17 protein-coding genes are annotated in these 18,513 nt (G+C 52.4%); 12 read left to right on the top strand and 5 right to left on the bottom strand.

What is annotated here, in order from left to right; genetic code table 11:
• Positions 1-178 precede the first annotated feature (178 nt).
• From pseH to pseB, 5 genes are read right to left on the bottom strand one after another with little or no spacing between them, the layout of a single operon-like run.
• Complete coding sequence (gene pseH / locus WKJ03_RS05225; protein ID WP_337841112.1) at positions 179-739, bottom strand: UDP-4-amino-4,6-dideoxy-N-acetyl-beta-L-altrosamine N-acetyltransferase; 561 nt, start codon at positions 737-739, stop codon at positions 179-181.
• Positions 717-1,850, bottom strand: a complete 1,134-nt coding sequence (gene pseG / locus WKJ03_RS05220; RefSeq protein WP_337841111.1) for a UDP-2,4-diacetamido-2,4,6-trideoxy-beta-L-altropyranose hydrolase — start codon at positions 1,848-1,850, stop codon at positions 717-719. Before pseG ends, pseH begins: the two co-directional genes overlap by 23 nt.
• A complete protein-coding gene (gene pseF, locus WKJ03_RS05215; protein WP_337841110.1) occupies positions 1,847-2,548 on the bottom strand; it encodes a pseudaminic acid cytidylyltransferase in 702 nt (233 codons plus the stop codon). Before pseF ends, pseG begins: the two co-directional genes overlap by 4 nt.
• Positions 2,545-3,693 (bottom strand): UDP-4-amino-4,6-dideoxy-N-acetyl-beta-L-altrosamine transaminase, encoded by a 1,149-nt coding sequence (gene pseC, locus WKJ03_RS05210; protein ID WP_337841109.1) that lies wholly within the window; start codon positions 3,691-3,693, stop codon positions 2,545-2,547. Before pseC ends, pseF begins: the two co-directional genes overlap by 4 nt.
• Positions 3,690-4,691: a UDP-N-acetylglucosamine 4,6-dehydratase (inverting) gene (gene pseB / locus WKJ03_RS05205; protein WP_337841108.1), complete on the bottom strand. Its 1,002-nt coding sequence runs from the start codon at positions 4,689-4,691 to the stop codon at positions 3,690-3,692. Before pseB ends, pseC begins: the two co-directional genes overlap by 4 nt.
• A 211-nt stretch (positions 4,692-4,902) precedes the next feature.
• Between pseB and WKJ03_RS05200 the strand changes: the two genes are divergently transcribed.
• The 12 genes from WKJ03_RS05200 (at position 4,903) to fliL (ending at position 18,511) form a co-directional block, all read left to right on the top strand.
• A complete protein-coding gene (locus WKJ03_RS05200) occupies positions 4,903-5,700 on the top strand; it encodes a flagellin (protein WP_337841107.1) in 798 nt (265 codons plus the stop codon).
• A 131-nt stretch (positions 5,701-5,831) separates the two neighbouring features.
• Entirely contained in the window at positions 5,832-7,283 is a 1,452-nt protein-coding gene (locus WKJ03_RS05195) for a sigma-54-dependent Fis family transcriptional regulator (RefSeq protein ID WP_337841106.1), read from the top strand.
• A gap of 148 nt (positions 7,284-7,431) precedes the next feature.
• Positions 7,432-8,529, top strand: a complete 1,098-nt coding sequence (locus tag WKJ03_RS05190) for an ATP-binding protein (RefSeq protein ID WP_337841105.1) — start codon at positions 7,432-7,434, stop codon at positions 8,527-8,529.
• Complete coding sequence (locus WKJ03_RS05185; RefSeq protein ID WP_337841104.1) at positions 8,516-9,859, top strand: sigma-54 dependent transcriptional regulator; 1,344 nt, start codon at positions 8,516-8,518, stop codon at positions 9,857-9,859. Before WKJ03_RS05190 ends, WKJ03_RS05185 begins: the two co-directional genes overlap by 14 nt.
• A 275-nt stretch (positions 9,860-10,134) precedes the next feature.
• The gene (gene fliE, locus WKJ03_RS05180; protein WP_337841103.1) at positions 10,135-10,470 is read left to right on the top strand and encodes a flagellar hook-basal body complex protein FliE; all 336 of its coding nucleotides are present in this window, start codon (positions 10,135-10,137) and stop codon (positions 10,468-10,470) included.
• A 13-nt stretch (positions 10,471-10,483) separates the two neighbouring features.
• Entirely contained in the window at positions 10,484-12,193 is a 1,710-nt protein-coding gene (gene fliF / locus WKJ03_RS05175; protein WP_337841102.1) for a flagellar basal-body MS-ring/collar protein FliF, read from the top strand.
• On the top strand, positions 12,186-13,220 hold the full coding sequence (gene fliG / locus WKJ03_RS05170; protein WP_337841101.1) for a flagellar motor switch protein FliG: 1,035 nt from the start codon (positions 12,186-12,188) through the stop codon (positions 13,218-13,220). Before fliF ends, fliG begins: the two co-directional genes overlap by 8 nt.
• Positions 13,221-13,231: 11 nt before the next feature.
• Positions 13,232-14,041, top strand: a complete 810-nt coding sequence (gene fliH, locus WKJ03_RS05165; protein WP_337841100.1) for a flagellar assembly protein FliH — start codon at positions 13,232-13,234, stop codon at positions 14,039-14,041.
• A 12-nt stretch (positions 14,042-14,053) separates the two neighbouring features.
• A complete protein-coding gene (fliI, locus tag WKJ03_RS05160) occupies positions 14,054-15,391 on the top strand; it encodes a flagellar protein export ATPase FliI (RefSeq protein WP_337841099.1) in 1,338 nt (445 codons plus the stop codon).
• 3 nt (positions 15,392-15,394) lie between these two features.
• On the top strand, positions 15,395-15,835 hold the full coding sequence (gene fliJ / locus WKJ03_RS05155; RefSeq protein WP_337841098.1) for a flagellar export protein FliJ: 441 nt from the start codon (positions 15,395-15,397) through the stop codon (positions 15,833-15,835).
• Between the two features lie 109 nt (positions 15,836-15,944).
• A complete protein-coding gene (locus tag WKJ03_RS05150; protein ID WP_337841097.1) occupies positions 15,945-17,867 on the top strand; it encodes a flagellar hook-length control protein FliK in 1,923 nt (640 codons plus the stop codon).
• Between the two features lie 107 nt (positions 17,868-17,974).
• On the top strand, positions 17,975-18,511 hold the full coding sequence (gene fliL / locus WKJ03_RS05145; RefSeq protein WP_337841096.1) for a flagellar basal body-associated protein FliL: 537 nt from the start codon (positions 17,975-17,977) through the stop codon (positions 18,509-18,511).
• Positions 18,512-18,513: the final 2 nt, after the last annotated feature.

Below are 18,513 nucleotides of genomic sequence, written 5' to 3'. Positions count from 1 at the left end.
AAGCCGAGATAAGTGTCAGAGGTCGCAAGGGGGCTGATATAAAAGTCGTCACAGATACTGTGACCAAATTCCAGTGTATCAGGGTTGGCATCTATACCAATGACAAAATGCCCTGCTTTTTTTAAGTGAAGAATAATGCCGGCTGCTGCGGCTGAACCTGCAGCACTGATTAATATGTTCATTTAAAAGTCTCGTTATTGTTTTTTATCGTCAGCCCAATTTTGTCCAGTATATTTTGTCTCTGCTGTTGCCAGCACTGTTTGTTCAGCGAAAAAGCATGGTAACTTTGGGTTTCGGGTGTTTGTACTATGTCAGCAGCTTCCTGTAAAACGAGCGGTTCAAAACCTAATTTAAGATGAAATCTGATGCTTTTTTCATTATCGGTCAGAACTTTGGCATACACAGTTTCCAGCTGCAAAGTGCCAAATGCCATATCAAGGCCATCTAGTCCCAGTTGTGTGCCTGAACCCCGTGCTGCCTCAGGTGCCAGATAAAAACCCCATAGGGTGCTGCGGTCTTGCCAGTTGATATCAGTAAAATAAACCACACCGTCATAAACACCGGCTTTTTCATGTACAAACCATCTGGCATGGTCGTTTTGTTGCAGTCGTAAAAACCAGGCCTGGTGTTCAGCCTCACTGATAATGTTCTGATGAAACATACTTTGCCTGACCTCTGGTGCATTGCGCCATGGCAAAATCATCATCAGCGTTTTTTCAGTCAGTGGAACTAGTGCCATAACTACTGCCATAACGACGGCTTAGATTTTTAACAGTGTTGACCACCTGGTTGATCCCTGTGCCTGTGACTAATATCTGCGCTGCCTGACTCAGTTGCAGGTATAAGTTGCGGTTGTCGGTCAGACTGCAAATCAGCTGTTGCAGCTTTTCAATAGTGACCTCTTCTTTGGGGCCAGCAAATAAAATGTAACCGTCCTGCGCCAGGCTCAGATTAGGCTGGTACTGATTTGCTGCAAGGCTGATGACAATAGCGGGTAAACCGAGGCACATACGTTCCCATGTTGTGGTCCCTCCGGCGCCAATCATTAAATCAGCACGGGCCATTAAACCGGACAAAGTAGGTAAACTGCGGTAAATATTGGTTGCGCCTCTTTGCGCTGCCATGTCCTCAATAGCCTTCATATCCTGATGATTAACACCACAAACTACATCAACCACCAGGTGCTGCAGTTCGGGTTGCATCAAAGCACGCAGCACTTTTAAGGTTTCATTGCTTGGGTCGCTGCCGCCCATAGACACCAGCACGCGGCGGATATAACCATCTTTAGCGGGTAACAATAAACGCAGCTGGCTGAATTCCGGTTTTAATAATGCAAAAGCAGGCCCCAGCATTTTGACACAATCAGCTGGCACTAAGGGGTCGTAACGACTTTGGGTGGAAGCCGAAAACCAGTTTTGATCCAAAAGCAAATTGCAGTTATGTGGCCTGTCTGCCAGATCGTCTATCACCATCAGTTGCTTGCGATAAGGGGTGAGGGCATTTTCCCACTCAATATCAAGAGCGTAATGATCAACAATTAACCAGTCAGGTTTTATTTGCTGCAAAATGGGTGCACATTGGGCTGCGTCTTCTGCCTGAGAGCAACCCAACCAGGCCTGATGCCTGAGTCCTGTGTTTTGTAACGATGACAGGGGCTCAACAGGAGCTGGCAGCGGATAAACCCGGTAACCACGTTGTTCTGTCTGGCTGATAGTGTGACCGGTTAATTGCCTTGAAATAAATTCGGCCTGAACGCCAGAGTCCCGCAAAGCGTCGGCCAGTGCTAAACAACGCATTAAATGACCTATGCCCATCTGAGCGGAAGAATCGACTCTGAACACCGCCTTCATTTTTGCAAGTCCCTGGCTGTCAGCAGTTGAAACATCAATTCTGCGGTTTTCCAGTCTTCTGCGGTATCAATATCCTGTACCCGGTACCTTGGCAATAAAACGGGTGCTGACTGTGCGCCAAAAATGGCAGAACGATGTTTCCAGGCTGCGGCTGTGCCCCAATAAAACTGGCCGGCATCATGAAAAGCAGCAGCGAGTTCTTGCGAACGTGCAGCGGCAAATTCAGGCGAAAACATGCTTAAGCGGCCACCGTCATCTATTTTGAGTGCCCTTTGTATCGGGTAAGGAAAGCTGGTGACTGACAAGGCATAATGCAAATTACCTTGTTGCATCATGGCTAAACCGGCTTGCAAATCAGTGGTCTGCACCATAGGTGCTGTGGGGTACAAACAGCACACCAGAGTGGGTTCGACACCTTGTTTTTCCAGTTCAGACAACACATGTGCTATCACGTCCTGGGTACTGCTGTAATCGTCAGCTAAAGCGGCTGGGCGAAAAAAAGGCACTTCAGCGCCAGCTTTTTGCGCGACTTCTGCAATTTCAGCATCGTCAGTTGAAACGATGATCCGGTCAAAACAACCGCTGTTTATTGCAGTTTGAATAGACCATGCAATCATGGGTTTACCACAAAATAACTTAATGTTTTTACGCGGAATACGTTTACTGCCGCCACGGGCCGGAATAATGGCAATATTCATTTAAGTACTTCTTTTAAGCGTTCTGCCACATAAAGTTGCTGAGTTTCGCTGAAGTCGGCATACATAGGTAAGCTAATGATATTACTGTAAAAAATCTCAGCTTGCGGGAAATCACCCCATTGAAAACCAAGTTGTTGATAATAAGGCTGGGTGTGAATGGGAATATAATGCACATTGACGCCTATTTCTGCCTTGCGCAGTGCTTCAAACACACGCAACCGTAAATCTTCGTTATCTAACCGGATAATGTACAAATGCCATGCTGATTGACCATCTTCTGCTTCGGCGGGCAAAGTGATGGGTAAATCGGCCAATAAAGTCTGGTAGCGCGCTACAACGGCCAGACGCTTGTTGATAAATTCATCCAGCCGCTGAAACTGACTCAGACCAAGGGCTGCCTGCATATCGGTCATGCGGTAATTCAGCCCTAAAGCAATTTGCTGGTAATACCAGGGACCATGGCTGACTTCGGTCATATCATCCGGCTCGCGGGTAATACCGTGGCTGCGCAATAATCGCAATCTGGCCGCAATCGTCATGTCTTTGGTCAGCGCCAAACCACCTTCCGCCGTGGTGATGATTTTTACCGGATGGAAACTAAAAACAGTGATGTCGCTGTATTGGCAGCTGCCCACTTTTTGCTGTTGATACCGTGCGCCAATGGCATGGGAAGCATCTTCAATAATACGGATGTTATAAGGCAGGCAAAGTTGTGCTATTTCCTGCATGGCACAACTGTGACCGGCCAGATGTACCGGAATAAGCACTTTAGGCAAACGATTTTCGGCAGCCGCCAGTTTTAGTTTGGCCGCAAGCGCCTGCACCGACATTAAACCCGTTGTTGCGTCCACATCAACAAAATCGATGCTGGCGCCACAATAAAGGGCACAGTTGGCTGAAGCGACAAAGCTGATAGGGCTGGTCCAGACGATATCACCTTGCTGCACATCCAGTGCCAGACAAGCCAGATGCAAAGCCGAAGTTGCACTGTTGACCGCCACAGCATAAGGCACCTGACAATACTCGGCCAGGGCTTGTTCGAAGGCCGGTACTGCCGGTCCTTGCGTTAAAAAGTCAGACTGTAGTGTATCTGTCACAGCCTGAATATCTTCAGCGCTTATCGACTGGCGGCCGTAAGGGATCATAACATCGCGTCTCTGTTGAAGTTGATGATGTCTTCTGCCTGTAAAAAATGTGGATTTTTGTCCGAGACATATTCAAACCCAGGTTGCACCAGTTTGCCTCTTTCCTGTAATCCATTGACGGTGAAGTCGTTGCTGCGGCTTGAGAACTGAATCGAAGGAGCAATTACATAATGATCGTCATATTCATAAGTGTTGTACGACATATCGCCCGGGCACATCATTTCATGCAGTTTTTCGCCGGGACGAATGCCCACTTCTTTCTGTGGCAAATCAGGCGCAATAGCACTGGCCAAATCGACGATGCGGATTGAAGGTATTTTAGGGACAAAAATTTCACCACCCAACATGCGCTCAAAGTTTTTTAAAACAAAATCAACACCTTGTTGCAGGCTAATCCAGAATCGGGTCATATCAGGATGGGTGATTGGTATATGGCTGGCTCCAGAATCACGCAATTTCTCAAAAAAGGGCACCACAGAACCGCGGGAACCGACCACATTGCCATAACGAACCACCGAAAATCGAGGGCGGTCTCCGCCGGAGATGTTGTTCGCGGCAATAAACAGCTTGTCGGAAGCCAGTTTGGTGGCGCCATACAGATTGATGGGATTTGCGGCTTTGTCCGTAGACAGCGCAATCACTTTTTCGACCTGATTTTCAATAGCGGCATGAATCACATTCTCTGCGCCATTGATATTGGTTTTAATGCATTCCATCGGATTGTATTCGGCGGCGGGCACTTGTTTCAGTGCGGCGGCGTGGATCACATAATCAACCCCACGCATGGCTCTTACCAGGCGTTCCTGATCGCGCACGTCACCAATCATGTAGCGCATACAAGGCGCATTAAACTCCTGCTGCATTTCGAACTGCTTCAGCTCGTCGCGGGAATAAATGATGATTTTTTTCGGCTTATAGCGTTCGAGCAGGGTCTTGGTGTATTTCCGACCGAAGGAGCCGGTGCCTCCGGTAATAAAAATGCTTTTATTATCAAACATAGACACTCCTTCTGTGTCGGAACTTTGACAGTTACAGAGAAAATAGCATATTTCATTCCAACAGTGAAAAGTGCTTATTTATTAAATGTTTGCACTGAGTCATTTTGCACACTGCTTTCCCCTGCCGAGGTTTTGTCAAAACGACAGCGCTGTTGTAGAGTCGGGCGCCTTTAACTACACTTGGCTCTGGTTACTGTCAGAGGTTGTCCGTATGAAAATTACCCCAAATTCAATCGCCGATCATTCACTTCGTACCAGTAGCAACGAAGGCAATGAGTTACTGAAAAAACTGGTCACAGGCAAGCGTGTGAACAGTGCGGCTGATGATGCGGCCGGGTTGCAGATTATTGACCGCCTGACTTCGCAGATTAATGGCTCTGAACAAGGGATACGCAATTTATACGATGGTATTTCACTGGCACAGACGGCTGAAGGTACTCTGGCCGGTGTGTCTGACAGCCTGCAGCAGCTGCAAACGCTGAATGTGCAGGCCGGGAATGGCATCTATACCCAAAGTGATTTGGCGGCTTTGCAGGACCAGGCTACCCAGCTGGGCAAAGGCATTACCGACCAACTCAGCCGCAGCAGCTTTGCAGGTCAAAAGTTGTTTGATGGGGGCAATACACTCAGTTTTGAATCCGGCAGCGGTCAGTTGCAACTGGAAACCGGCGATTTGAGCAGCGAATTCAGTAATGCGGGGCTGGATAACATTGACCTGACCAGCAGTGCCGGACGCAGCAGCCTGCAGGCGTCACTGGAGTCTTTTACTCAACTGGTGAATTCCAATCGTTCCAGCCTGGGGGCGGGGATCAACAGCTTCAGCTCGGCCATTAACAGTCTGGCAGAGCAGGAAGTCAATACCTCAGCGGCACGTAGCCGGATTGAGGATTTGGATTACGCGCAGGCCAGCTCGCAAAAAGCCGCCAACGATGTACTGCAACAAAGTTCTTTGGCCGTCACGGCCCAAAGCCGGATCTCGGCTGAACGCGCTTTGCAACTGCTCAGTTAAGGTCGAACGACCTCGGAACGCTGGATTTTTGACGCGAGTGTCAAAAATCCAGCGTTTTACCTTGCAAGCTGAACACTCCGCTGTACAATGGAATAAAAAAGCGCATCGCATAAAAGACCTTTTTTAAGCCTATGAGTAATAAGCTTTATATTCTTGATCAACACGAGTCCAGAGCCTTACGTCTCGCTGCAGTGCTGGGCTTTATCGGCGAAGAGCCACAGCTGCTGGAGGAATCTCAGCTGTCAGATTTTCTGCAGGATGATCCTAAAGCCGTGGTGTTGTTGGGCGCTTTGAGCTCACAGCAGCATCAGCTGTTGATTGAACAACACCCGCTGTGCGCTTTTTTACTGGTTGGGGATAACCTGAAGCTGCATCTGGCTCAGCCCAATGCAGTGGGGTTGCTGACAGAACCTTTCGCTTATGCCTCCTTTACCCAGCTATTACGGGATTGTCAGGAATACCATCGTTTACTGCCAGGCCAACGCAGTCAGGCAGAACAGCATCGTTTTATTGGTATGGTGGGGCAGACCCCGGCCATGCAACAGGTCCGTTTTCTGATCCAGCAAGTGGCCAAAACCGATGCCAATGTGCTGATCCTGGGCGACTCAGGTACAGGTAAAGAAGTGGTCGCCCGTAATATTCATGCCTTGTCCAACAGAGCCGGCGGACCTTTTGTGCCACTGAACTGTGGCGCTATCCCGGCCGAACTGCTGGAAAGCGAGCTGTTTGGTCATGAAAAAGGCGCTTTTACCGGCGCTATTTCCACCCGCAAAGGCCGCTTTGAGCTGGCCCAGGGCGGCACGCTGTTTCTTGATGAAATTGGTGATATGCCGCTGCCTATGCAGGTGAAATTGCTGCGGGTGCTGCAGGAGCGGGTGTACGAACGGGTAGGCGGCAGTCAGCCGATTAAAGCCGATGTGCGTATTATCGCTGCAACCCACCGGGCATTGGAGCAAATGATCGAAGAGGGCCGGTTTCGGGAAGATTTATTTTACCGCCTGAACGTGTTTCCTATCGAAACCCCGGCACTGCGTGAGCGTGCTGAGGATTTGCCCGCTCTGGTCCAGGAGCTGGTGCACCGGGCCGAACAGCAGGGCCATGCCAGAGTCAAGTTTACTGAGCGGGCTCTGGACAGTCTGAAGCTGCACAGCTGGCCGGGCAATGTCAGGGAACTGGCGAACCTGGTGGAGCGTATGGCTATTATGTTTCCGAACCAGGTGGTGGATGTCGCCGAATTACCGCAAAAATACCGTCATCTGGATGTGGACACTTATGTGCCGCAGTACCCGGATGCGTTGCAGGAGCGCGACGCCATCAACGAACTTTTTCAGTTCGGTGACGAGGATGAAGAGGAACACTTAGTCAATCCGAACCTGAGTAACAGCGTTGGCGATCCGTCTTTGTTGCCGGAACATGGGCTGGATCTGAAAGAGTTTCTGGCGGAGCTGGAGATTTCGCTGATTTCTCAGGCGCTGGAGCGTCATGAATATGTGGTGGCCCGCGCTGCCGACCTGCTGTGTTTACGCCGCACCACCCTGGTAGAGAAAATGCGTAAATACAATCTGATGCGTGACGAAAGCTAAAGCGTCATACCGCACTGCGGGGGCTGGTTATACTCAGCCCCCATGCTGTCAAAAAAATGTTCTGTTAAGGTTCTGATTTAAAACAATAATATTTGTGGCATGTCTTGTGCATTGCTTTGGCGAATGTCAAAGTTTTTGCGGGGTTGCCATGAGCAGAGCCTATGCCTATGTTTCCATTGATGCAGTGCAGTCAGAAGCTAATCACTGTGCGGATGCTATTCGCACGGCCAAACGGCTTGAGCATCTGATCCACAAACTGCCAACCGGCATTGTGGTACTGGATGAGCGTGGTTTTGTCGCTCAGGCCAATCCGGTTGCGCGCTCTATGCTGGGCGAACCTCTGACCGGTCAGCGTTGGCTGGATATTATCAGCCGGGCCTTCCGGCCGCGCAGTGACGATGGTATGGAAGTGTCTTTGCAGGATGGCCGCCGCGTCAAGCTGGAAATCAGCTCGATGGAACCCGAAACTGGGCAGTTGATCGTGTTGACCGATCTGACGGAAACCCGTCAGTTGCAAAGCCGCATGGCACATTTACAACGTTTATCGACGCTTGGGCGCATGATGGCGTCGTTGGCACACCAAATCCGCACCCCGTTATCTTCCGCCCTGTTGTACGCACAGAATCTGGGTAGCCCAAAATTGAACCCTTTATCCCGTGAGCAGTTCCAGCACAAGCTGGTGGCCCGCCTGCAGGATTTAGAACAGCAGGTCAATGACTTGCTGTTATTCGCCCGTGCTGGGCGTGAACAGCAGGTGGTGCCTTTGTCGATGCAGCAGCTGCTCAGCGAAGTCTTTGCCGGTGTGGAGGTGTTGATTGAGCAGCAACAGGGCCGGATCCAGGTGGAGCTGCCGCAACCTGATGTGCAGATTCTTGGCAATGCCCGCAGCCTGGCCGGAGCTATTCAAAACCTGCTGCAAAACAGCATGCAGATCATAGGCCCCGGCGCCTTATTAAAGCTGGAAGCCCGGCTGGCACCAGACAATCCACAACAGGTGCTGATTGCGGTGGAAGACAATGGCCCAGGCGTGCCGCCCCATCTACAGCAACAGATTTTTGAACCCTTTTTTACCACGCGCAGCCAGGGGACAGGCCTTGGGCTGGCGGTGGTGCAGGCTGTGGTGCACTCGCACAATGGTCTGGTGCAGTACCGCACCAGCCAAAGTGGTGGGGCCCGGTTTGAACTGGTTTTCCCTTTGTATCAGGCGGTGATGCAGCCGCAGGAGTTGGATTATGCACACAACTAACATTCTGGTGGTCGAAGACGATTCAGGTTTGCGTGAAGCCTTGGCGGATACCCTGAACCTGGCTAATTATCAGGTACTTCAGGCTGAAAACGCCGAGCAGGCCCTGAATTTATTAAAGCAGCATAAGGTGGCCTTAGTGGTCAGTGACGTGCAGATGGGGGCTGTCTCAGGCCTTGAACTGCTCAAAAGCATTAAGCTGAATTACCCGGCTTTGCCTGTGCTGATGATGACTGCTTACGCCAATGTCAATGACGCTGTGCTGGCCATCCGTCAGGGCGCCGTGGATTACCTGGCCAAACCTTTTGCGCCAGAAGTGCTGGTGAATATGGTGGCCCGTTATGCTTTGGCTGAAACTGTGGATGCGATTGAACCTGTAGTGGCCTCTGAGCAGGGACAGCAGTTGATCCGCCTGGCGGCCAAAGTGGCGCGTTCGGATGCCAATGTGTTGGTGCTGGGCCCCAGTGGTTGTGGTAAAGAAGTGCTGGCCCGCTATATCCACCAGCAAAGCCCGCGTCAGAGTGGCCCATTTGTCGCCATTAACTGCGCTGCCATTCCGGAGAACATGCTGGAAGCCACCTTGTTTGGCTATGAAAAAGGCGCTTTTACCGGTGCCATTCAGTCTTGCCCCGGTAAGTTTGAACAAGCCCAGCAAGGCACCATTTTGCTGGACGAAATCAGTGAAATGGACCTGAACCTGCAGGCCAAGTTATTACGGGTGTTGCAGGAGCGTGAGGTTGAGCGGTTGGGCAGTCGGAAAACCGTCAAACTGGATGTCCGGGTGGTCGCCACCAGTAACAGAGATCTGAAGCAGGCGGTGGCAGAAGGTCTGTTTCGCGAAGACTTGTTCTACCGGCTGAACGTGTTCCCCCTGACCTGGACGGCTCTGGCTGAGCGGCCTGCGGATATTCTGCCCTTGGCGCAGCACTTGCTGGAGCGGCACAGCCGTCAGACAGGCCTGGCGGCGCCGCAACTGTCGTTGGCTGCGCAACAAAAACTGCTGCAACACAGCTGGCCGGGCAATGTGCGGGAGCTGGACAATATTATGCAGCGGTCCTTGATTATTTCGGATGGTGAAGTGATAGACGCGGACGATATTTTGCTGGAAATAGTGCCCGTCAGCAGCGCAGCGGCAGTGCCAGCAGTGCAGGACCCGGATCTGAGTCTGTTTAAATCTGAGCTCTACGAACAGGAGCACCGCATTATTCTGGAAACCATGAAAGCCTGTGCCAACAGCCGCAAGGATGTGGCAGAACGGCTCGGCATCAGCGCCCGGACTTTAAGGTATAAACTGGCCCGGATGCGGGAATCCGGTATTCAGTTACCGGCCTGAGAGCGCTGAACCGACCCGTTTATCAGCAGCCTGACCCGTCAACAGACATCAGGCTGCTGAGAAGCAGTTTCTGCGAATTTTTCACCTTCTCCTCACTAAAAAGCTCCGCAGGCTCGCTCTGATTTTTTTGTTAAATTCATTTTTAATTCAATAGCTTAGTTTTTATTTTTTGTGTTGCTGCTGAGCTTTGCACTGGCCATTGGCCGACTCTGGCATGACTTGTGCTTTACCTCTGTTATCTGAAGCCGACAACAAAGTTTTGACAGGTGCTTACCATGAAAATCCAGGGCCATAGCTTATATCAGGAAATGCAATCCATGATGCTGGAATCCCGTGCCGTATCAACGGATCTGGCGCTGCCAAAACAGCCAGCCATTAATACCAGCCAGTCGGATTTTTCCGCCATGCTCAAAGGTGCTCTGGACAACGTCAATGCGTTGCAAGGGGAAAGCCGGAATTTGAGTACGGCCGTCGAGATGGGCGACCCTCGTGTATCACTGGCCCAGGCTATGATTGCCGGCCAAAAAGCGTCACTGGCTTTTGACGCAACTGTGCAGGTTCGCACCAAGCTGGTGGAAGCCTATAAAGAAATTATGTCGATGCCTGTGTAGTAAGGAGTAGAAGGTGGCTGAAAGTACATCAACAGAATTGGCACTGGCATCCGACGAATTCAGTAAGATGCCAGAGCAGCAGGAGCAGAAATCTGGCTTTCTGGGCTCCGCCGGTGGGATGGATATGGTGCGTCAGATCAGCCTGATTGTGGCGCTGACCATTTGTATAGCCATAGCCGTCCTGATTATTCTCTGGGCCCGCGAGCCGGAAATGCGGCCTTTAGGTACCTTTGAAACCCAGGAGTTAATCACCACACTGGATTACCTCGACGCGCAGAAAATTGATTACAAACTCGAAGGCAGCACCATTTTGGTCAATGGCGACGAGTACCAGAATATCAAGCTGGATATGGTGCGGGCCGGTGTGCAGCAGCAACAAAGTTCGGGTGATGAAATTCTGATGCAGGACAGTGGCTTTGGTGTCAGTCAGCGTCTGGAAACTGAACGGTTAAAACACAGCCGTGAGCAACAGCTGGCGCGCACTATCGAACAGTTGCAAAACGTCGCCTCGGCCCGGGTGCTGCTGGCTATTCCGAAAGAAAACATTTTTGCCCGCCGTGAAAAACAACCCTCCGCCACAGTGATGATCAGCGTCAAAGGCAATAAAAGCCTGAAAGAAAGCGAAGTTGACGCCATTGTGGACTTGGTGGCGTCTGCGGTTCAGGGGCTGGAGCCCAGCCGTGTCACTGTGACCGACCAGAACGGCCGCTTGCTGAACAGCGGCTCGCAGGACGCCAGTTCAGCCCGGGTGCGTAAAGAATATGAAATGGAGCGGGCCAGGGAAGAAGAGTATCGTCAGAAAATTGACTCTATTCTGATCCCGGTGCTGGGCGTGGATAATTACACAGCTCAAGTCGACCTGTTAATGGATTTTACGGCGGTGGAGCAAACCCAAAAACGCTTTAACCCGGATTTGCCGGCTGTGCGCAGTGAAATGAGTATTGAGCAAAACAGCATTGGCGGCGGTGTGGGGGGGATCCCCGGCGCTTTATCCAACCAGCCACCACTGAACAGTAATATTCCGGAACAGGTTGGCGGGGAAGGCGCCCAACCGGTGATCCCTGGTCGTAACAGCAAAGAAGTGACCAAAAACTATGAGCTGGACACCACCATCAGCCATTCGACCCAACAATCAGGTGTGATCCGCCGCATTAGCGTGTCAGTGGCGGTGGACTATAAACCTGGTGATGCGGCCGCCGAAGGCGAAGCGGCTGCACCGCAGCCACGGACCCAGGCGGAGCTGGCGAATATCCGCCGGCTGCTGCAAGGGGGCATTGGTTTTGACGTGCAGCGCGGCGATACCATTGAAGTGGTGTCTGTGCCATTTGCCCGTGAAGCACTGGTGACTGCAGAAGAGCCGCCAATTTACGAGCAGGAATGGTTTATGCGGATGACGAAACTGCTGGTCGGCACCCTGATTATTATTGTGTTGATCCTGGCCGTCATTCGTCCGATGCTGAAACGTCTGATTTACCCAGAAGACACCACAGAGGTGTATGATGAAGCCTCACTGAGCAGTGGTCTGGATCTGGGTGATGAAACCATGGATATGCTGACCAAAGAATTTGATGCGAAGTCGGTTGGTTTTGCGGCCGATGGCACCCTGATGCTACCGGATCTGCATGGTGACGAAGACTTATTAAAAGCGGTGCGGGCTCTGGTAGCCAACGAACCTGAACTGTCCTCTCTGGTCGTGAAAAACTGGTTAAGCGAAGATGAGTAATGTAGATACGATCAAACCCACCTTTGATGTGGGCAAACTGGATGGCGTGGAGAAAGCCGCCATCCTGTTGCTGAGTCTGTCCGAAGAGGATGCGGCGCAAATCCTGAAGCACCTGGAACCCAAGCAGGTGCAGAAGGTGGGGATGGCGATGGCACAGATTGAAGATCTGAATCAGTCCAAAATTGCCGCCGTGCACAAGCTGTTTATCGAACAGATCCAGAACTTCAGCACCATCGGCTTCCAGAGCGAAGAATTTATCCGCCGAGCCTTAACGGCCGCCTTGGGTGAAGAAAAAGCCTCGAATCTGATTGACCAGATTATTCTGGGCGGTGGCGCCAAAGGTCTGGACTCGCTGAAGTGGATGGATTCGAAGCAGGTGGCCAACATCATCCGCAACGAACACCCGCAGATCCAGACCATTGTGCTGTCTTATCTGGAACCGGAGCAGTCGGCGGAAATTCTGTCGCAGTTCCCGGAAAAGGTGCGGCTGGATTTAACCATGCGTATTGCCAACCTGGAAGAAGTTCAGCCCGCGGCGTTGCAGGAACTGAACGAAATTATGGAAAAACAATTTGCCGGCCAGGCCGGTGCGCAGGCGGCGAAAATGGGCGGCCTGAAAGCAGCCGCCGATATCATGAACTACCTGGACACCAATGTCGAAGGCCAACTGATGGACGCCATCCGCGAGCACGACGAAGAAATGGCGCAACAGATCCAGGATTTAATGTTTGTGTTCGAAAACCTGTTGGATGTCGACGACAGGGCCATTCAGACCATTTTGCGCGAAGTGCAGCAGGATGCGCTGATGAAGGCACTGAAAGGCGCCGACGAAAACTTAAAAGAGAAAATCCTGAAAAATATGTCCAAACGTGCAGCCGAGCTGCTGATGGACGATTTGGAAGCCATGGGCCCGGTACGGGTCAGCGAAGTCGAAGCGGCGCAAAAAGAAATTCTGTCTGTAGCACGGCGTCTGGCCGATGCGGGCGAAATTATGCTTGGCGGCGGTGGCGGCGAAGATTTCCTCTGACGGAGTAGCAAATGACCGATCATTTCCGCGGTAAGCAGCCCTTTGAACCCGACGAGGAGCTGCTGGAGTTACTGAAGCAATGGCCGGCACCAGAGCTTGAGTCAGACCGTAAAAGGGCTCCGAACCGTACCAACGCCTTATATAAAACCAGGCCTGATCCGAAAGTTGTGCCTGCAGCAGACGAGAGCGCAGAGCTGGAGTTAAAGCCGTTAACGGCTGAGGATATTGAACAAATCCGCCAGGCTGCTTACGACGAGGGTTTCAACGAAGGCAAAGCTGCCGGCTTTGAACAAGGCTACCAGGACGGCCAGAATCAGGGCCTGCAGGATGGCTTAAAACAAGGCCAGGAGGAAGGCAAAAAACTGGGGCTGGAAGATGCAGCAGCGGACGTGGATGCCATCAAACAGCAGCTTTCCCAGTTAGTGGACCAACTGCAGCAACCCCTGGCACAAGTGAATGACCAGGTGAAGCAGCAACTGACCGAGCTGGCGTTGCGGATGGCCGAGGCAGTGATTGGCGTGGAAGCCAAAACCAACCCGGCAGTGATTTTACAGACCGTCAGTGACGCTGTGGCGGTACTGCCGCTGCAAACCGAACAGGTGCTGATTAAACTGCACCCGGACGATTTGGCTGTGCTGCAACAGCACTATACAGAAGCTGAACTCACCCAGCGCCACTGGCAATTGCGCGCCGAACCCAGCCTGGAGCAAGGGGGCTGCCTGATAGAAACGCCATTATCCAGCATAGATCGCAGCCTGAAACAACGTATGGCGACAAGTCTGGAGCACTTTTTGCATAGCCAGTCACAGGATCCTTCTTAACCGGGTACATTCATGGCTGCAACCGACCTTCTGGCCCACCTGAAACAACAGGAACAGTATATTCAGCGGTCGCGGCCCACTCTGGCTGGCCGCTTGGTTCGTGTCGTAGGGCTGACACTGGAGGCCACTGGCTGCACTGCTGGCATAGGCCAGACCTGCAGCGTGGAAACCGCGACTGGCGAGCTGCATGCTGAAGTGGTTGGTTTTGCCAGCGACCGTCTGTTTCTAATGCCAAAAGACGATGTATCCGGCGTGGTACCGGGTGCCCGTGTTACACCATTGCACGATTACAAAGGGGTGCCTCTGACCATGGCGCTGCTGGGCCGGGTCATTGACGGCGCTGGTAAACCTTTGGACGGCAAAGGCCCTGTGCTGAGTCAGGAATTTGGCGGCCGCAAAAAACCTCCGATTAATCCGCTGCAACGTCAGCCTATCCATGCACCGCTGGATGTGGGGGTTCGCGCTATCAACAGCATTATTACAGTCGGCAAGGGGCAGCGTATGGGCCTGTTTGCCGGTTCTGGGGTGGGTAAATCTGTGCTGCTGGGCATGATGACCCGTGGTACCTCGGCCGATGTGATCGTGGTGGGGCTGGTCGGTGAACGGGGTCGCGAGGTCAAAGAGTTTATCGATGAAATTCTGGGCGAAGAAGGCCGGGCCCGTTCAGTCGTAGTGGCTGCCCCCGCCGATGTATCGCCGCTGATGCGGTTAAAAGGCTGCGAAACTGCCGTGCAGGTGGCGGAGTATTTTCGCGAGCAAGGCCTGGATGTGTTGCTGCTGCTCGATTCAGTGACCCGGTATGCCCAGGCGCAACGGGAAATTGCGCTGGCCGTAGGGGAGCCACCTGCGACCAAAGGGTATCCGCCTTCGGTGTTTGCCAAATTACCGGCCTTGGTGGAGCGGGCGGGTAACGGTGCGGCCGGTCAGGGCTCCATTACTGCGTTTTACACTGTGTTGTCGGAAGGCGATGATTTGCAGGACCCCATTGCCGATGCCGCCCGTGCCATTCTGGATGGTCACATAGTGCTGTCGCGGCAACTGGCGGACAGTGGTCACTTTCCCGCTATCGACATCGAAAAATCCATCAGTCGGGTGATGCCTGCGGTCACCAGTATGGAGCACCAGAAACTGGCCCGTGGTGTCAAACAGTTGTATGCCTCCTACCAGCAAAGCAAAGATTTAGTCGCCATTGGTGCGTACGTGCGGGGGTCTGATCCGCAGCTTGATCTGGCCATTGGCCTGATGCCAAAGATCCGCAGTTTTTTACAGCAGGAGATGAAAGAAGTGGTGCCTTACGACGACAGTCTTGCGCTGCTGGAACAACTGTTACCCACGGCAAAAGGAAAATAAAGGATGGCACTGGCGCAATTGCAACTGTTGGTGAAATTCCAGCAGGAAAAAGAAGACAAGCTGCGGGCGCTGTATCAGGGCGCTCTGGCGAACTATCAGAACATGCAACAAAAGTTTGACGGTCTGGCCGCGTACCGGACGGATTATCTGCAACAAACTCACCAGCGTGGTCAGCAGGGGCTGGCGAGCCGTCAATTTAATCAGTACCTGAACTTTATCAGTAAACTGGATAAAGCGCTGAGCCAGCAACAGCAAATGGTGCAGCAAGCCAAAGCGGCTGCAGATCAGCGCATGCGGCAGTATCTGGAAATGCAAAAAAAGCGCAAAGCCCTGGAGCATCTGATTGAAAAAGAGCAGTTGGTACAGCAAGCCAAAGCCGCCCGGCAGGAGCAGAAACTGCTGGATGAAATTGCCACTCAGCAGTTTTTCCGTCGCGTGTCGTAAATTCTGGCGCGGGAATTGAATAGATAAACCAATAACACGATTTTTGTCAGATGAAGAATGGGTGGTTGTGGCAGCCATGATGCTGCAACACTCTGAGGCGGAGTAACCTATGACCGACTTGATGATCACAGCACTGATGGGGCGGGATAACGCATTAAACCCGGCCAAAAGCGCCAAGGCTCTGGTTGCTGATGGCTCAGACAGCCGTTTTTCCGACGAGCTGGCACAGCAGGTACAGGCCGCAAACTCTGTGACTGAACAGAAAAGAAAAAGGCAAATTCTTGCCGCCAGTGACCAGGCTAAAGCTAATGCGGAGCAGAGCTCGGCGAAGGCCAAAGCGGGCCTTGTAGGCACTGGAGCTGACGGTACCCATTCGTCACAAGACGCTGAACCTGTTGTTGAGCAAAACAAAGCTTTGTCGTCTGCGCAGCACGCTGCTGGCAATCCTGATGAGGCTGATCCGTTCTTGCAGACCGGTAGTGCGGTACCAGAACTTACAAAACAACCATTGATTCATACTGCAGAGCCGCAGGTGCTGCATGACCAGACGGAGTCCGGAGACAGCGACGGTGAAAAGGTCATGGCTCCACTGACCGAATCAACCGATGAAGAAAGCACTCCTGCCGGGGCCACGGAATTTGAGCTGCTGAAGTACCTTGACCATGCCATTTTACTCGGTAAGAAGCTGCAGCCGGCCGCTCAGCCGTTAGCTGCAGATACGAAAGAAGCTGTGACTGACGCAGAACTATCACTGCAGCAGCTCAGTAAGCAAGACCTGATTGTGGAATCAGACTTGGCAGCGGCACCCGCGACAGAGGCAGAAAATACCAGACTCAATGCAAAAGAGCGTTGGGCACCAGATGCTACGCCAACTCAGGCTGACGAGCGGACAATGCTGAGTAGCGATCTGTCGCCGGAGGAAGCGCAGGAGCAGATGGCCACGCAAACCGGGCAGAAACTCCAGACGAAAAAAACCGAAGCGGGTGCTGATAACCTCACACCTGACAAAGATACCCCTGATACCGAGTTACCTGTCATTGAAACTTTGCAATCCGGCTCCTCAGTTGAGTTGGCTCTGATGGAAGGACAAAGCAGCCATGTCGTTGCACCACTGACCGGGCAGCTGGTTTCAGAAAAAGGCTCACAAGAGAATGCTGTCATCTCGGAACCCTCTGATGACAGGCTGCAAGGCAACACCGCTGAACAAACTGAACAGATGAATGCAGACACTGCGCTGAGTTTGTTTGGGCAACAGACCAAGACTGACGTGACTCCACAAGCTGAAGGGAAATCCAATCAGTCGTTACGGGGGCAGGGCACAGAGCAGAAGGTGTCGGCAGAAGAATTGAACAAACAAAACGCTGCGATGGACTTGGCCGGGGATGAGGCTGACGCATCGTCGCAGGAACAGCCTGGTCAGTCGCCACAGCCGCAGGTGCAAACCTTGGCTGACGGCACGGTACGACCTGAGCGGATCGCCCTGCAACAAGGCTTTCATGAAGAACTGAAAGCAGCCACTGCACAGGAAAAAGTGACACAAAACCGTGAATTCACTCATACGCTGAACCCGCAGGCGCAGCGCCAGGCGGATCTGTTGGGGCAAAAACTGAACCTGATCCAGCCGGAAGCGTCTGCCCAGCTGAAGGAGCAGGTGATGCTGATGGTTCGTGACAAAGTTCAAACCGCAGAAATCCGGCTGGACCCGGCTGAGCTGGGCTCAATGCAGGTGAAAATCAGCATGCAGCAAGACCAGATGTCCGTGCAATTTGTCGTACAAAACGGCCAGACCCGTGACCTGATGGAACAACAGATGCCACGTTTACGTGACTTGTTGCAGCAGCAGGGCATTGAATTAAGCCAGGGCTCAGTCCAGCAGGACAGCTCATCAGGTCGTCAGGCCTCGGATGGATCTGGCCAGGGCCAGAATGGCCGCAGCGCAACTACAGGTCATGGTTTGGGTACTGAAGATGACCTGACTGCTGTTCAGGTGCAGGTGGCTGTGTCTGACCGGGTGGTGGACTATTACGCCTGACATGAACTGACAGGCCAGTAAAGCAGCAGCCGGGCACCAACTTATCATTGCCTTTGCCGGAAGCCGAGGTCAATAATACTGGTCATTCAGCCGGAAGAGGACGAGCAATGGCAGCGGGAAAAGGTAAAGACTTAGAAATAGCCGATGGTTCAGGCAAAAAGAAGAAACTGATTATTATAGGCGCCGCAGTGGGCGTGCTGGCCATAGGGGGCGGAGCCTTCCTGATGATGTCGGGGGGCTCGGAGCCGGCCCCGATGGAAGCTGAGGTAGCCGCCGAGGGCGCCGCTCCTGCTGAAGGTGACGCTACCGCTGGTGCCAATAAAGGCTCAGCACTTTATGTCACTATGCCACGGCCTTTTATTTTTAATGTGCCGGGAGCGACCAAAGACCGGCTGGTGCAAATTAAAGTGCAGCTGCTGGTGCGCGGCAGCAACAACGAAGAAACGGCCAAAGTGCATATTCCATTGGTGGAAAGCACTTTGCTCAGAACCTTCAGCACCAGCAATGCAGAGCAGCTGATTACGGTGGAAGGCAAAGAGGAACTGAAGAAAAAAGCCTTGCGTGAAGTGCAGGATGCGTTGACCGGCGTGGCCGGCTCGGAAGTGGTGGAAGACGTATTGTTTACTGGTTTTGTGATGCAATAAGA

This window comes from Rheinheimera sp., assembly GCF_037442525.1.
Classification (GTDB): Bacteria; Pseudomonadota; Gammaproteobacteria; order Enterobacterales; family Alteromonadaceae; genus Pararheinheimera.
Note: the sequence above shows the minus strand (reverse complement) of the source record. Positions and strands in the feature narration are given on the sequence as shown.